The organism is Aquabacterium sp. TM01 (assembly GCF_057808345.1).
The window spans coordinates 279411-294130 of record NZ_AP046529.1 but is presented as its reverse complement, the minus strand read 5'-3'; the positions used below and the strand labels follow the sequence as shown (position 1 = coordinate 294130).

The window sequence follows — 14720 nt, the reverse complement described above, 5'->3', positions numbered from 1 at the left end:
GTCCGGCCGGGGCGACGCGATCACGGCATACTGCGCCGATGTTCCGACGTCCCTGGCTGGTGGTTTTCTCCGTGCTCGGCGCCAGCGCCGTGCTGCTGCCGGCCGCGGCGCTGTGGGTGGCCGCGCAGGCCCTGCAGCCTCAACCCATCGCCGCCCCCGGCGCCCCGCTGGCCATCAGCGATCTGAATGCCGCTCGCCGGCTGATCAGCCGCGGGGTGCTGCGCGAGGCCTTCCACGGCCAGCCCCTGACGCTGTCGCTGACCGCCTCCCAGGCGCGTGCCCTCGCCCAGGACATGGGCACGCGCGTGCTGCACGCGCCCGCCACCCTCACCCTGTCCGACCAGCAGGCCGACCTCGCGTTGAGCCTGCCCGTCCAGCAAACGCCCTGGCGTGCCTTGCACCCGCTGGGTGGCTGGCTGAACGTGCGCGTGCGCCTCAGCGCCCCCTCCAGCGGCCCACCGGTGCTGCAGGCGGTGCAGGTGGGGGATTTGTCCATTCCGCCGGCGCTGGCCTTGTGGGGGGCGCAGCGCATCGCCCGCTCGCACGGGGTCGGCGAGCTCGCTGCACTCGGCCTGTCGGCGATCGAAACCATCCAGTTGACTCCGCACCGCGTGTCGGCCACGCTGCGCTGGCGCCCGGAGCTGAGCGCCCAGGCCTCGGCCCTGCTGGTGCCGCCCGAGATGGTCGAGGCCCTGTCCCGAGCCCACCACCAACTGGCGACGCTGCTGGCCCAGCCTGCGCCGGGCGATCGGCCCGGTCAACCCCGCTGGGAGCTGCGCCTGAGCGAGGTGCTGCCGGCACTGATGGCCGCCGCCCAGCAACGCAGCCTGGCGCTCGCGTTCACCGCATCGGCCCCGCGTCAGCAAGACGAGGCCGCCCGTGACAACCGCGCCGTGCTGCTGGTGCTGGGCCTGTATGTCAACCGCGTCTCCCTGGCCACCCTGGTGCCTGCGGCGCACAACTGGGCGGCGCTGCCCGCGCGGCCCCTGACCCTGCAAGGACGGGACGACTGGGCCCAGCACTACCTCACCTCGGCCGCCATGGCCACCGACCTGGGCGGGCGCCTGTCCGACCTGATCGGCATGTACAAGGAGCTGCTGGACGCCGCGCCCCAGGGCCAGGGCAGCGGCTTCAGCTTCAACGACCTGGCCGCCGACAAGGCCGGGGTGCGCCTGGGGCGCCTCGCCGTGCAAGAGCCGCTGGCGCTGCAAACCCGTCTGGCCGGCCTGCAGGCCGATGCCGACCTGCTGCCCCATGTGGCCGACCTGCCCGAGTTCCTCACCGCGGCCCAGTTGCAGCAGCGCTACGGCGGCATCGACGCCCCCGCCTACCGGGCCTTGATGCAGGACATCGACCGTCGCATCGCGCAAACCCCCGCCTTGCGCTGACAAGACGGGCGCGGGCGGCGGATAATCGGCGCCATGAAGCTGCCCTTCACCAAAATGCACGGCGCCGGCAACGACTTTGTCGTGCTCGACGCCACCCGCGCGCCCCTGGCCCTGAGCCCGGCGCAATACCGCTTCCTGGCCGACCGCCGCTTCGGCATCGGGGCCGACCAGATCCTGATCGTTGAGCCGGGCGACCCGGCCCGCGGCACCGACTTCACCTACCGGATCATGAACGCCGATGGCGGCGAGGTCGAGCAGTGCGGCAATGGCGCGCGCTGCTTCGCCCGTTTCGTGCACGACAAAGGCCTGACGGCCAAGACCACGCTGCGTGTCCAGACCCAGAAGGCCGTCATCGAGCCACGCCTGCAGCTCGACGGCCGTGTCACCGTCGACATGGGCGCCCCCTTCCTCGACCCGGCCGAAGTGCCGTTTGACAGCACCGGTCTGAGCCCGCGGATGGAGTTCGGCTGCGAACTCTGGCCCGTCGCATTGGCCAACCACCCGGTCGAGCTGGCCGTCGTCTCGATGGGCAACCCGCACGCCGTGATGCGCGTGGACAGCGTCGCCCAGGCCCCGGTCGACGAACTGGGCCCGCAGATCGAAAGCCACCCGCGCTTTCCCCGCCGCGTCAACGCCGGCTTCATGGAAGTGGTCACCCGCGGCCACATCCGCCTGCGCGTCTACGAGCGCGGCGCCGGCGAGACCCTGGCCTGTGGCTCGGGCGCCTGCGCGGCCGTGGTGGCCGGCATCCGCCTGGGCTGGCTGGACGCCACTGTGGACGTGGACATGCCCGGTGGCCGCCTGACCATCAGCTGGGCCGGCCCCGGCACCCCTGTGTTGATGACCGGTCCCGCCACCACTGTGTTTGACGGCGTGATCGACGTTCCTGAACTGTGAGCATCCCTGACATGACCTTGCAAGGCATCACCGAAGACGAGATCGCCAACTACCTCGTGCACACCCCGGCTTTCTTCGAGCGCAACGCCAGCTTGCTGGCCAGCATCCAGCTCACCAGCCCGCATGGCCAGCGCGCCGTCTCGCTGCAAGAGCGTCAGATGGAGATGCTGCGCGACAAGATTCGCGGCCTGGAAAAGCGCATCATGGAGATGATCCGCCACAGCCAGGACAACGAGGCCATCACCGAACGCCTGCACCACTGGGTGCGCGCCGTGCTGCTCGCCCACGACCCCGCCACCCTGCCCGGCGTGATGCTCGACAGCCTGCGCGACCTCTTCCTGATCCCGCAAGCGGGCGTGCGCCTCTGGGGCACCGACGCCCACCCCTTGCGCGCCAACATGAGCGCCCTGGCCTGCACCCAGCCCGTCAGCGACGATGCGCGCAGTTTCGCCGCCAGCCTGAACCAGCCCTACTGCGGTCTCAACGCCGGTTTCGAAGCCAGCAAGTGGCTGGACGACGGCACCAGCATCACTTCGCTGGCCCTGATCCCGCTGCACCACGAAGGCGTCTGCTTCGGTCTGCTCGTGCTGGGTTCGCCCGACGCCACCCGCTACAGCGCCGACATGGGGGTGGACTTCCTCGTCCAGGTGGGCGACGTGGCCAGCGCCGCGCTGGCGCGCCTGCTGGACTGAGCCCCGCACCGCGGCGGACGCGCGCGCACAGGCCCCCGACCATGTCCGAGCCGGCCCCCGCCCGCGCCCCCCTGGTCGAGTCGGCGGTGCCCGCCCCGCCCGCACTGCCGCCCCTCATCACCCGCCACCTCGACCACCTGCGCATCCAGCGCCGGCTGGCCGAACGCACGCTGGCCATGTACGGGGATGCCTTCCGTCGCCTCAGCGCTTTTTGCACCCAGGAAGGCCTGGACCTCACGGCCGTGCGCCCCCACCACGTGCGCGGCTGGACCGCCCGCCTGCACGCCCAGGGACTGGGACCACGCAGCCTCGCCATCACCCTGGCCGGCTGGCGGGGGCTGTACAAATGGCTGGGACGCGAGGGCCTGGTGAAGCTGAACCCGGTCGATGGCCTCAAGCCGCCCAAAGCAGCCAAGCCCCTGCCCAAGGCCCTGTCGGTCGACCAGGCCGTCGCCCTGGCCGAACACCAACCCGACGATCCCGGCGAAACCGCCGCCTCGCCTGCGGCCGCCACCCGGGCCGCCCGCGAAGCCCCCTGGCTGCAGGCCCGCGACCGCGCCATGATCGAGCTGCTCTACAGCAGCGGCCTGCGCAGCGCCGAACTGCTGGGCCTGGACGTGCAGGCCAGTCCACAGGCCGCCGGCTGGATCGACCTGCCCGGCGGCGAAGCCCATGTGCTGGGCAAAGGCAGCAAGCGCCGCAGCGTGCCCGTCGGCCAGGCCGCCCTGCAGGCCTTGCGACGCTGGTTGGACCTGCGCGCGGCCCTCACGCCCCCGCAGGACGACGCCCTCTTCCTCAGCCGCCTGGGCCGCCGCCTGACCCCGGTGCAGTTGCGCAACCGGCTCAAGCAACTGGCTCAGCAAGCGGGCCTGCCCACCCACGTGCACCCGCACATGCTGCGCCACAGCTTTGCCAGCCACCTGCTGCAGTCCAGCGGCGACCTGCGCGCCGTGCAGGAATTGCTGGGCCATGCCCACATCAGCACCACGCAGGTCTACACCAAGCTCGACTTCCAGCACCTCGCCCAGGTCTACGACCGCGCCCACCCCCGTGCCCGCCGCAAAGATTGACCCCTCCTTTAAGGGGGGTCTGGCAGGCATATTTCCGCAAATGCGAATCGTTTGCTGAAAATGTCATGGGAAATGGGACGTTGCCCGCCCCACCCCAATTGAAAACGGACATAATTAATTGTCAATGTTCGGAGCGCATCGCGTCATGGTCACCAAAGCAGCCAGCCAACCCACCTGGGACTTCCGCCGAGGCATGGCCTCCGCCAGGGTGCTTACGCAGTTGGGTCTGGACCGCGGTTTGACCCTGGACGCCCTGCTGCGCCACACCGGGATCACACCCACGCGGCTGGACGCTGCCGACGGCGAAATCGAGGCACAGCAGGAAATCCAGTTGATTCGCAACCTGCAGGCCGACCTGCCTCAGGTCGAGACCTTGGGTCTCGAAGCCGGCACGCGCTACCACGTCACCACCTATGGCCTGTGGGGCTATGCCGTGCTGAGCAGTCCCACGCTGGGCAGCGCCTTCGGGATGGCCGCGCGCATGCTCAACCAGACGTTTTCGCTGAGCACCAACGAGGTCGAGCAGCTTGGCGAACAGGTGATGATCAGCTACCACGCCGAGCACCTGCCCCCCGACATCCGGCAGTTCGTCCTCGACCGGGACCGCGCGGCCGCCGTCACCCTGCAGCGCGAAGTCCTCGGCCAGCCCATGCCCTACCGCGCCATGCTGCTGCGCCGCCCGGAGCCCTCGCCCCAGATGGTCGAGGCCTACACCCAGCTGTTTGGCGTGCGCCCCCTGTTCGGCCAGCCGCAGGACCGCAGCCTGTTCGATGCCAGCCTGATGCACCAGCCCCTGCCGCAGGCCAATGCCCACACCAAGCGCCTGTGCGAAGACATGCTCAAGCGGCTGATCGATGCGCGCAACCAGCGCACCGGCGTGGCGGCCACCGTGCGCGACCGCCTGTTGCGCAACCCGGGCCAGATCCCCGACATGGAAGAAGTGGCCGCAGAAATGCGCATGACCTCGCGCACCCTGCGCCGCCACCTGACCGCCGAAGGCGCCACCTTCCGCGGCCTGCTCGAAGAAGTGCGCTCCACGCTCACCGAAGAGCTGATGGGCGGGGCCAACCTCACCCATGGTGAAATTGCCGAGCGTCTGGGCTATGCCGACGTCACCACCTTCATCGAAGCCTTTCGCCGCTGGAAGGGCGTGCCGCCCAGCGAATTCCGTCGAGCCAGCGGTTTGACCAACCAGCACCCGCGCCTGAGCCGCCGCCGCTTCGTCCCCCGTTGAGGGAGCCCCCCCGATCGGTCGCGTGACGCCGCCGCAACGGAACGGTCCCGTCATCGCCCCAGACTCAGGGCATCCGCGCTTCACGGCAGCGCGTGAATGCCCCTAGACTGAGGTCGCTGCCATCTCCGAGTGTGTCATGACCATCGATCCGCAACTGCGCAACCTCAACATCGACCTGCCCGCCTGCCCTGGGACCCTGGTCAAGCTCTCCCTGCTGATGGCCGACGAGAACTGCGCCATCGACCCGCTCGCGGCCCTGATCGAGACCGACATGGCGCTGGCCTCGGCGGTGGTGCGCACCGTCAACTCCGCCTTGTTCGGCCTGCTCAAGCGGGTCGAAACCGTGCACGAGGCGGTGCGCTACCTGGGCATGGCCCAGGTGGCCGGCCTCACCTATGAAATCGGTCTGCGCGGCGCCTTTCCCCCCAGCCCCACGCTGCAAAACATCTGGGACCGCGCGGGCGTACGGGGCCTGGCCATGGGGCGCATTGCCCGTCAGCTCGACGTCGATCCCTGGCAGGCCCACACCGTCGGCCTGTTTGCCGAGAGCGGTCGCGCCGTCCTGTATGCCCACGACCGCGAACGCTATGCGGCTCTGGAGCAGAAGGCCAGCGACGAAGCACAGCTGTGCGCCAGCGAGATCGAGACCTTCGGCGTGAGCCATGCCGCCCTGGGTGCCGCCCTGTGTCAATCGTGGGGCCTGTCCCGCGAGGTCACCGACAGCGTGCGGGCGCGCACCAACGCCCCCGGCCAATGGACCCAGGAACGCCCCACGGTGCAAAAGCTGCTGGCCATCGGCCACGCGGTCGACCAGTTGCTGCTCAATCCGGCCACCGCCAACCAGCCCGCGGCCGTGTGGGCCACGATGGAGCCCATCGCCCATCAGGTCGGCCTGCACTTCCAGGCCTTCCAGCTGGCGGCCATGCGGGTATGCGAGCGGCTCAACGTCAACGAGCGACACACCTGAGGCGTGAGCGCACCGGCCTGAACGCCGGACCGTGGCGGATGCATGCCGTTACACAGCGCCCCCTGTTCGCTTGATTGACAGGCCTTTCCCGGCCTCAGACGATGGCGGCTCCTCATACAAAATCAAGGAGTTGCCATGTCCGACATGGTTCGCATGGGGCTGCGCCCCGCTTCGCTCGCCCTCGCAGCCGCGCTGTGCTTCGCCACCGGCGCGCAGGCCGCAGACGGTCCCATCGTCTCTCAGGCCACCCTGAGCCTGAGCGGCCTGAGCTTTCAGCTGATCGACCTCACCCCCGGCGATGGCATCGCCCCCAGTTTGAGCTTCCAGACGCAGGGACTCATTGACACCTCGAACATGGCCTATGACGAGGCCAGCGACACGTACAGCCACCAGGGGCCCCAATTCCAGAACAGCCTCTTGCCCACCACCCCGCTGAACTACGTCGGCGCCGATGGGCTGAGCACCGTCACGAGCACCGCCAACAGCGTAACCCTGCAGAGCCAGTTGCCGCTGTCACAGGTGCTCCCGCCCTTGACGCCCCCCAATACCCAGGGCACCGATGACTACATCTCCCACTGGTCCACGACGGGCACCAACTTGGCCGTGGGCAATCCCTATCCCGGCGAGTTTCAGCACTTCACGCTGAGCGCCGGCACCGCGCTGGTGCTGCGCGGCACCCTGTCCGGCAGCGTCTCCCTCGACGGCACCGCCCTCCAGGCCGAGTTGAGTGCCAACGGTTACACCGACTGGTCTCTGTACCACACCGCGTATGCTGACGGTGCCTTCATCCTGGCTGCACAACTTCATGATCTGGCAGCAGAAACTGGTCACTTCGCTGGACTGGCCGGGAATCAGGTCAACGGGATTTTTGCCAGCCGGTTGAACAACGGCGCCAACTACCTGAGCAACCTGGATGGAGAACTGACGCGCCATGAAGGCGCTTCGCAAGACTTCGAGTTCACGCTGACCAATCTGGGGCAGACCGACCTGACCGGCGTGCTGGCGCTGAACTTGAACGTCAGCAGCGACCTCAGTCTGTACGCCAGCCGCCCCAGCCTCTGGACCCCGCCGATCGACGTGCCACCCATCGACATCCCCGCGATTCCGGAGCCCTCCACCTATGCCCTGATGGGCTTGGGGCTGGTCGGCATCCTGGGGGTCACGCGCCGTCGTCGCCACGCGGCCTGACCGCTCCTGGGCATCGCCCAACAGAAAGGCCGGGTGCATCACGCACCCGGCCTTTTGTCCTTCCTGCGCCACCCATCCAGGCGGCGCAATCGCGTCTGGCACTTACTGCTTGACGGCTTCCACCTGGATCACCAGCTTCACGTCATTGGGCACAAAAGGCAGGCCATAGGTCATGCCGAACTTCTCACGCTGGATGGTGGTTTCGAAGTCACCACCGCACACTTCACGCTTGAGCATCGGGTTGTCGTAGCAGCCGAAGTTGTTGGCCGACAGGGTCACGGTCTGGGTCTTGCCCAGCAGCGTCAGGTCGCCCACCACCGCGCTCACCTTGTCACCGTTGAAGATAACGCGCGAGCTCTTGAACGTGGCCTGGGGGAAGGCTTCGACGTTGAAGAAGTCCTTGCTCTTGAGGTGGCCGTCGAAGCTGGCGGTGCCGGTGTTGATCGAGCCGGTGTCCAGGGTGATGTTCACCGAGCCGGTCTTGGCTTCCTTGTCCAGGGTCACGGTGCCCGATTTCTTGTCAAAACGGCCCCGGTTGGTCGAGGTGCCAAAGTGCTTGGCCTCGAAAGTCACGAAAGTGTGGGTGGGGTCGATGGCGTAGGTGGCCGGGGCGGCATGGGCGACACCCACGGCAGCCAGGGTGGCAGCGGCCAGAACGGAAGCAATCACGGTACGGTTCATGTCAGATCTCCTGAGGGAATGAGGCGCCGTCATGGCGCCGGAATGAAAAGGATGCCGGCAGAGAGAACAAGCCCAAAGGCACAGGTCACAGCGCTGGCACGCCCTGCAGCACCAGCTTGAACTGCACCTGCACGTCGTTGGCCACGATGGACGTGTCCGTCCAGTCGCCCTCGCCAATGCGGTAGTCCAGACGCTTGAGCGTGAAGGCCCCGGTGGCCGTGCTCAGCCCCTTGGCCTGGGTCAAGGTGACCGGCACCACCAAGTCACGGGCCTGGCCTTTGATGACCAGCTTGCCGCTCACCTGGAACTTGCCCCCGCCCAGCGCCTGGATGGCCGTGGACTGGAAAGTGGCCTTGGGGAACTTGGGCACGTTGAACCACTCGGCCTTGGGCAGCTCGGCGTCGGCGTCAGCATTGAGTGAGACGCTGCCCAAGTCCAGCTCAAAAGCGATCTTGCTGGTGGCTGGCGCCTTGGGATCGAACGCCACCTGCGCCTGGAAGCGCTTGAAGCGGCCTTGCAGGGGCACGCCCAGTTGCTTGGCCACGAAGGTGACTTCGCTCTGGGCTGGCACCAGGGTCTGACCGGCCGCGTGGGCGGACAGGCCCCAGCCTGCGGCACTCAGTGCCAGGGCGCTCAACAGGGTACGACGAGAAAACATGGTCGGCATCCTTACAAAAATGAGAGCAAATACAAGCGGCGGCTCAACGCCCCGGGCGCATCCGGTCGATCAGGCCGTCGCGGTCAACGAACTGATGCTTGAGGGCCGCACCCACATGCAAGGCCACCAGACCGATCAGGCCGTAGGCCGACAGGGCATGCAGGGGCTTGAGCACCTGGGCCAGCGCCTCGCTGACCGGCACCCAGTCGGGCAGCGGCAGCACGCCAAACCACACAATGGGGTAGCCCTTGGCCGAGCTGTAGGCCCAGCCCAGCAGAGGCACGGCCAAGAACAGCAGGTACATCAGGTGGTGGGTGCCGTGGAAGGCCGCACGTTGCCAGCCCGGCATGGCCCGCTCAATGCGCGCCGGCAAAGCCGGGGGGCGGTGGGTCAGGCGCCACAGCAAACGCCACACCGACAGCGCCAGGATGGTCACGCCGGCCCACTTGTGCCAGTTGATCCATTTCAGCTTGGCAAGGGAAAACGGCAGGTCAACCATGTACACACCCACCGCAAAGACAGACAGAATGAAAACCGCCAGCAACCAGTGCAACGCGATGGCCATCAGGCCGTAGCGCGGCTCCGTGGAAGTGTGTGCATTCATGATCGCCGTCCCCAAAGAATCCGATTGATGAACATCACTGTAACGACCTGCCCACTCACCCGGGTTGAGACCGGTTCACGCCTTGCTTCAATTTTTTTGAACAGGTAGACGCGGTCTGTCTGCGGGTTTTACCCCCCACCCTATCCCCCGATTCGGGCTTGTGTCCCCGTTCCCGATGGCACATGATGGCTCCAAAACCGTCCACATGCACGCACCCGCCTTTTCCCACCAGCTCGCTGTCCTGTTTCTGGGTTCGGAGCGCAAGCAACAGCTGCGCATCTCGCGTTCCCTGACCGCCGCCTACGTGTTCCTGGCCTGCATCGGCCTGCAGATCTACGCCTGCCGCTCCGGCTTCATGGACGCCGACCATGCCTGGCACCTGTCGAGCCTGATCCTGTTCAACGTCGTCTTCTGGTACGGCCTGTTGCGCTCGGGTCTGAACCTGCGCTTTCAGGACCCCTCCCTCACCCTGCCCCAGGTGCTTGCGGCGCTGACCATCATCGTCTACGCCTACTCCATCACGGGCCGCATCCACGGCTCCATCATGATGCTGCTGACCCTGGTACAGGTGTTCGGCATCTTCAACATGAGCCAGCGTGACGCGCGTGTGGCCGGCTTCTACAGCCTGGCATTGATGGGTGTCGCCATGGTCTACAAGACCCTCACCGACCCCGCCAACTACCCCTACCAGGTCGAAATCGCCCACTTCATCCTGATCGCCGCCATCCTGCCGACCATCTCCAGTCTGGCGGCGCAACTCAACAGCATGCGGACACGGCTGCAAAGCCAAAAGAACGAGCTGGCCCAGGCCCTCACCCGCATCCAGATCCTGGCCACGCGCGACGAGCTCACCGGCCTGTTCAACCGCCGCCACATGCTCGAGGTGCTGTCCCAGCACCAAAAGCGCCTGATCCGCTCCGGCCACCACCGCTTCTGCCTGGCCCTGCTCGACATCGACCACTTCAAGCGCATCAACGACACGCATGGTCACGGCGTGGGCGACGAGGTGTTGCGCGAGTTTGCTGCCACGCTGCAGCGCGCCCTGCGTGACACCGATGTGCTCGCCCGCTGGGGAGGCGAGGAGTTCCTGCTGCTGATCAATGACACCAGCCCTGAGCTGGCCAACATCGGCCTGGATCGGGCCCGCGAGATGCTGGCCGCCGGCCCGCTGGTGGCGCACCTGCCCGATCTCAAGGTGACGTTCTCGGCCGGCCTGACGGGCTACGACGACGTGGAAGAGCTGAGCACGTGCATCGAACGCGCCGACCGGGCCCTGTACCGAGCCAAGTCAACGGGGCGGGACCGCACCGTGATCGACGACGCGAGCCCCTCTCGAGTGGGAATCGCTGGTGCAGAGCCTCTGGTGGGCGCACACTGATGCCCTGCCTGCCGAGGCAGCCACCCGGGACCCATGACCATGCCCGCCTTCGAGCCCCCGCCTGCTACCGATGGTGACAGCGCGTATCGCCAGATCTTTCAGGCCCTCGACATCGGCCTGATGCGGGCCAACCTCGAGGGCTACATCCTGGAGGTCAACCCGCGCTGCGCCGCCCTGCTGGGCACCACGCCCGACACGCTGGTCGGCCGCCATCTGGCCGACATCACCCACCCGGACGACCTGACGACGGGCCTGGCCCAGATGGACGAGGCCCTGGCCGGCGAACCCCACCCCATCGTACTGAACCCGCGACTCGTGCGGGCCGACGGGCAACTGACGCAGGTGCACATCCAGGGCAGCCTGCTGCGAGATGCCTTGGGGCACCCCCTGCAGTTCGTGGGCCTGGTGCAAGAGGGCACGCCCGCCGCCGCACCGCTGAACGCGCCCCGGCAGGCCGAGCCGCCCCTCCCGGCCCCGGCGGGCTTTGACGTCATCGCGGGCATGAGCCATGCCCTGCGCACCCCCCTCAATGCCATGCTGGGTTTCGCGCAGCTGCTGCGGGTGGACCCCAGCCAGGGTCTGAGTCCTGGTCAATGCGAGAAGGTTGCCCACATCGAACAGTCGGGCGCGCACTTGCTGGCCCTGCTGTCCGACGTCATCGACCTCGCCCGCCTGGAGGCCCAGCGCCTGCCGCTGCAGATCCAGCTGCTGCCTCTGGCACCGATGCTTGATGAGGTGCTGGCCAGCATCGCGGCGACTGCGGCCCACACCGGCGTGTCCCTGCGCTGTCACCAAGCCGAGGACGCCGTGTGCGTCTGGGCGGACCGCGACCGCCTGCGTCAGATCCTGCTCAAGCTCTTGCACCATGCCCTGCGCCAACCCGGTGAGGGCGGGCGCCTCCTGCTGGAGGTGCAGACCCTGAACCATCAGGTGGCCATCACGCTCAGCGACGCCCGACGCAGCGGGGGCGCGCCCCCCGAGGCCCAGCTGTTCGACATGCCGCCCGCCGGGCCCGGACACGAGACCAGCCCCAGCGACGGCACCCACCTGAGTCTGCACATCGTCAAGCGCCTGGTCGAGCTGATGCAGGGGCGCATCGAAGTGGCCAGCACGCCCGGGGTGGGCACCTGTCTGCGCCTCTGGCTGCCGCAAGGACAGACCACGCAGCCGGTCCCTGAAGAAACCTTCGCCACCGGCTCCGCCTTTGGCGAGCTCGAAGGCTGCGCCAGCGAGCACCCGCTGACCGTGCTCTACGCCGAAGACAATGTGGTCAACATCGAACTGGTGCGCCAGGTGATGCGCATGCGCCCACAGTGGCGGCTGGAGGTGGCCTACTGCGGTCAGGATGCCATCACGATGGCGCTGCGCAACCCACCCGACCTGCTCTTGCTCGACATGCACCTGGGCGACATGAGCGGACTGGATGTCTCGAACGTGCTTGCCCGCCAGGCCGACACCGCCGACATCCCGCGCGTGGCGCTGTCGGCCGACGTGCTGCCCGATCTGGTTCGTGAGGCACGCGCCCAGGGCTTTGTCGACTACCTCAGCAAGCCGCTGGATGTGGGTCGCCTGCTGCGGCTGCTTGATCGCGTGTCCCAGCTCAAAGCGGGGTGAGGCGGCGCGCCGGCCTCAGGCAAGCGCTCAGCTCGCCAGTTCGGTGAAAAAACGGCCGCCGTGGAACACCAGCGGGGCCACGCCCACACGGCGACGGCAATGCGCCACGCGTCCGACGAACACGATGTGGTCACCCGCCTCATGCTGGCCGTGGTGACTGCACTCGAACACCGCCACCGCACCGTCGATGACCGGGGCACCGGTCAGCCCAGGGCGCCAGGCGGTGCCCTCGAAACGGTCGATGCCACGGCGGGCAAAGCGTTCGGCCAGGAGGCGCTGATCGGCCGCCAGCACGTTGATGGCGTAATGCGTGGCCGAGCGAAAACCCGGCAAGGTGGCCGACTGGCAACCCAGGCTCCACAGCACCAGCGGGGGCGACAGGGACACGGAGTTGAAGGAGTTGGCCGTCAGCCCCACCAGCTGCCCCTGCGCATCGCGGGCGGTAACGATGGTCACCCCGGTGGCGAACTGGCCCAGCGTGGCACGCAGTTCTTCGGCGGTGAAAGGGGGCGAATCGGACGGCAGGCTCATGTCGGCTTTCGTGGCAAGGGGCACAGTGTAGTGCCCTCAGTGGCGGTGTGCCGGCCCCATGCGATACACCCACACAGGGCGCCCGCCCGGCAGGTCCAGGCGAGCGTGAGCAGGCACCGACCGCCCCTGGGCGTCCACGCCCTCGAATTCCAGGCTGACCAGCCAGGTGCCCGGGCGCATCTCGGCGCGGGCTTTGGCCAGGGCGCGGGGCATGGTTTCGGGCCGCTGAAACAGGTAGACCAGCTCACAGTCGCCCCAATGGTCGGCCCACATGTCGCCCTGGCGCACCTGGGCGAAACGGCAGCGCCAGGCCGCCACGGTGCGCCACAACCAGCTCCACTCCACCCCGCTCACCTGGGCCTGCGGATAGGCGGCATGCAGCTCGATCAGACCGTCCCCCATGCCGCAGCCGGCATCGTGCACGCGACCGGTGGGCCTGCGCAAAGGCGCCCGACGCGCCAGGTCTTGCAGGGCACCGCGGGGTGTGGGAAAGATGGGCGCATCACGCCAGGCGCGCAGCGGGTAGGCCAACAGCAGCACCGCCAGGGGCAAGAGCCACCAGACCGCCGCCACACCGGCGCCCTGCCCCAGGGCCAGCACGCTCAAGGGAAATCCGCCCGCCACCCACAGCCGGCGCCAGCTCGTCCCTGCCACGGCCGGCCACAGCGCGGCCAAGGCACCCAGTGCCGTGGGCAGCGTCAGGCAGGCCCACAGCGGGGCGCCAGCGGCGCGCAAGGCCCAAGCCAGAACCCAGGCCCCGCCCCACACCCACAAGGCCGCCAGCGGCCAGGCGAGCAGGCGGGTCAGCCAGGCGTGCATGGGGTCCGGCGCCACGCCGCGAACGCGCACACCGTCAGGCCGGCTCAGGCTTCGCCGCGCCCGCCGCGCAGCTTGTCGATCAGGCCGTTGAGCTCGTCGAGGCTGCCAAACTGGATTGCCACCTCGCCCTGCAGCCCGCGCGCGGTCTGGCGCTTGGTGCGGATCTCGACCTGCGCCGTGAGCAGGTCCGACAGCTGCTCTTCCAGGCGCTGCACGTCCCGCGACTTCTCGCTTTTCACGCGCAGCAGGGGGGCTTGGCGGCCCACGCCCTGCACCTTGGCGACCAGTTTTTCCGCCTCGCGCACATTGAGTTTCTTGGCGATCACCTCGTGGGCGGTGGTGATCTGCACAGCCTTGTCCAGCGGCAACAGCGCGCGGGCATGGCCCATGTCGATGTCGCCGGCCATCAGCATGCTCTGTACCGGCTCGGCCAGGTTGAGCAGGCGCAACAAGTTGGACGCGGCACTGCGCGAGCGACCCACGGCCTGCGCGGCCTGCTCATGGGTGAGGCCGAACTCGGCGGTCAGGCGCTGCAGACCCTGGGCCTCTTCCAGCGGGTTGAGGTCCTCGCGCTGGATGTTCTCGATCAGGGCCATCGCGGCCGCGGCCTCGTCGGGCACGTCCTTGACCAGCACCGGCACCTCGGTCAGGCCCGCCAGCTTCGCGGCGCGCGTGCGGCGTTCGCCGGCGATGATCTCGTAGCGGCCCTCACCCACCGGGCGCACCAGGATGGGCTGCATGATGCCCTGGGCCTTGATGCTCTCGGCCAACTCGTAGAGCGAGCCCTCGTCCATGCGCGTGCGCGGCTGGTACTTGCCCGCCTGCATCAGGTCGAGGCGCAGCACCGAGGGCGCCCCCACGGCCGATGCGGGTGCGGTGTCGCTGACTTTGGGGCCCAGCAGGGCCTCCAGGCCCATGCCCAGGCCTTTGGATTTCTTGGTCGCCATAGATCAGGATTGTCCCTTGTTTCACCCCCATTGCCGGCCCCGGCATCCCATA

The 14720-nt window shown here is 68.1% G+C and carries 15 protein-coding genes; 9 read left to right on the top strand and 6 right to left on the bottom strand.

The features are described 5' to 3' along the window. The first annotated feature begins 38 nt into the window (after nucleotides 1-38). The 7 genes from AC3WW4_RS01540 to AC3WW4_RS01510 all read left to right on the top strand — a co-directional run bounded on the left by AC3WW4_RS01540 (nucleotide 39) and on the right by AC3WW4_RS01510 (nucleotide 7436). Nucleotides 39-1388 (top strand): hypothetical protein, encoded by a 1350-nt coding sequence (locus tag AC3WW4_RS01540; protein WP_488826631.1) that lies wholly within the window; start codon nucleotides 39-41, stop codon nucleotides 1386-1388. Nucleotides 1389-1421: 33 nt separating this feature from the next. Next, nucleotides 1422-2285 (top strand): diaminopimelate epimerase, encoded by an 864-nt coding sequence (dapF, locus tag AC3WW4_RS01535; RefSeq protein WP_488826630.1) that lies wholly within the window; start codon nucleotides 1422-1424, stop codon nucleotides 2283-2285. 11 nt (nucleotides 2286-2296) lie between these two features. Next, nucleotides 2297-2977, top strand: a complete 681-nt coding sequence (locus AC3WW4_RS01530) for a DUF484 family protein (protein WP_488826629.1) — start codon at nucleotides 2297-2299, stop codon at nucleotides 2975-2977. Between the two features lie 41 nt (nucleotides 2978-3018). Continuing rightward, nucleotides 3019-4047 carry a tyrosine recombinase XerC gene (locus AC3WW4_RS01525; RefSeq protein ID WP_488826628.1) on the top strand — a complete coding sequence of 343 codons (1029 nt, stop codon included), beginning with the start codon at nucleotides 3019-3021 and terminating at the stop codon, nucleotides 4045-4047. 145 nt (nucleotides 4048-4192) lie between these two features. Next, complete coding sequence (locus AC3WW4_RS01520; protein WP_488826627.1) at nucleotides 4193-5281, top strand: AraC family transcriptional regulator; 1089 nt, start codon at nucleotides 4193-4195, stop codon at nucleotides 5279-5281. Between the two features lie 136 nt (nucleotides 5282-5417). Further along, a complete protein-coding gene (locus AC3WW4_RS01515) occupies nucleotides 5418-6248 on the top strand; it encodes an HDOD domain-containing protein (RefSeq protein WP_488826626.1) in 831 nt (276 codons plus the stop codon). Nucleotides 6249-6383: 135 nt separating this feature from the next. Then, entirely contained in the window at nucleotides 6384-7436 is a 1053-nt protein-coding gene (locus tag AC3WW4_RS01510; RefSeq protein WP_488826625.1) for a PEP-CTERM sorting domain-containing protein, read from the top strand. A 102-nt stretch (nucleotides 7437-7538) separates the two neighbouring features. Here AC3WW4_RS01510 and AC3WW4_RS01505 read toward each other — a convergent pair whose 3' ends face one another. From AC3WW4_RS01505 to AC3WW4_RS01495, 3 genes are all read right to left on the bottom strand, one after another. Beyond that, the gene (locus AC3WW4_RS01505) at nucleotides 7539-8117 is read right to left on the bottom strand and encodes a YceI family protein (protein ID WP_488826624.1); all 579 of its coding nucleotides are present in this window, start codon (nucleotides 8115-8117) and stop codon (nucleotides 7539-7541) included. Nucleotides 8118-8202: 85 nt separating this feature from the next. Further along, nucleotides 8203-8784, bottom strand: coding sequence for a YceI family protein (locus AC3WW4_RS01500; protein ID WP_488826623.1), 582 nt, complete (start codon nucleotides 8782-8784; stop codon nucleotides 8203-8205). 34 nt (nucleotides 8785-8818) lie between these two features. Next, complete coding sequence (locus AC3WW4_RS01495; protein WP_488826622.1) at nucleotides 8819-9379, bottom strand: cytochrome b; 561 nt, start codon at nucleotides 9377-9379, stop codon at nucleotides 8819-8821. 205 nt (nucleotides 9380-9584) lie between these two features. On the opposite strand from AC3WW4_RS01495, the gene AC3WW4_RS01490 reads away from it, so the two are divergent. Together AC3WW4_RS01490 and AC3WW4_RS01485 are read left to right on the top strand one after the other, a co-directional pair. Next, complete coding sequence (locus AC3WW4_RS01490) at nucleotides 9585-10757, top strand: GGDEF domain-containing protein (protein WP_488826621.1); 1173 nt, start codon at nucleotides 9585-9587, stop codon at nucleotides 10755-10757. A gap of 33 nt (nucleotides 10758-10790) precedes the next feature. Then, a complete protein-coding gene (locus AC3WW4_RS01485; protein WP_488826620.1) occupies nucleotides 10791-12371 on the top strand; it encodes a PAS domain-containing hybrid sensor histidine kinase/response regulator in 1581 nt (526 codons plus the stop codon). 27 nt (nucleotides 12372-12398) lie between these two features. Here AC3WW4_RS01485 and AC3WW4_RS01480 read toward each other — a convergent pair whose 3' ends face one another. The 3 genes from AC3WW4_RS01480 to AC3WW4_RS01470 are packed head-to-tail and all read right to left on the bottom strand — an operon-like array spanning nucleotide 12399 to nucleotide 14668. Then, nucleotides 12399-12902 carry a flavin reductase family protein gene (locus tag AC3WW4_RS01480; protein WP_488826619.1) on the bottom strand — a complete coding sequence of 168 codons (504 nt, stop codon included), beginning with the start codon at nucleotides 12900-12902 and terminating at the stop codon, nucleotides 12399-12401. A 36-nt stretch (nucleotides 12903-12938) separates the two neighbouring features. Further along, a complete protein-coding gene (locus AC3WW4_RS01475) occupies nucleotides 12939-13721 on the bottom strand; it encodes a class I SAM-dependent methyltransferase (RefSeq protein WP_488826618.1) in 783 nt (260 codons plus the stop codon). Between the two features lie 44 nt (nucleotides 13722-13765). Further along, the gene (locus AC3WW4_RS01470; protein WP_488826617.1) at nucleotides 13766-14668 is read right to left on the bottom strand and encodes a ParB/RepB/Spo0J family partition protein; all 903 of its coding nucleotides are present in this window, start codon (nucleotides 14666-14668) and stop codon (nucleotides 13766-13768) included. Between the last annotated feature and the right edge of the window lie 52 nt (nucleotides 14669-14720).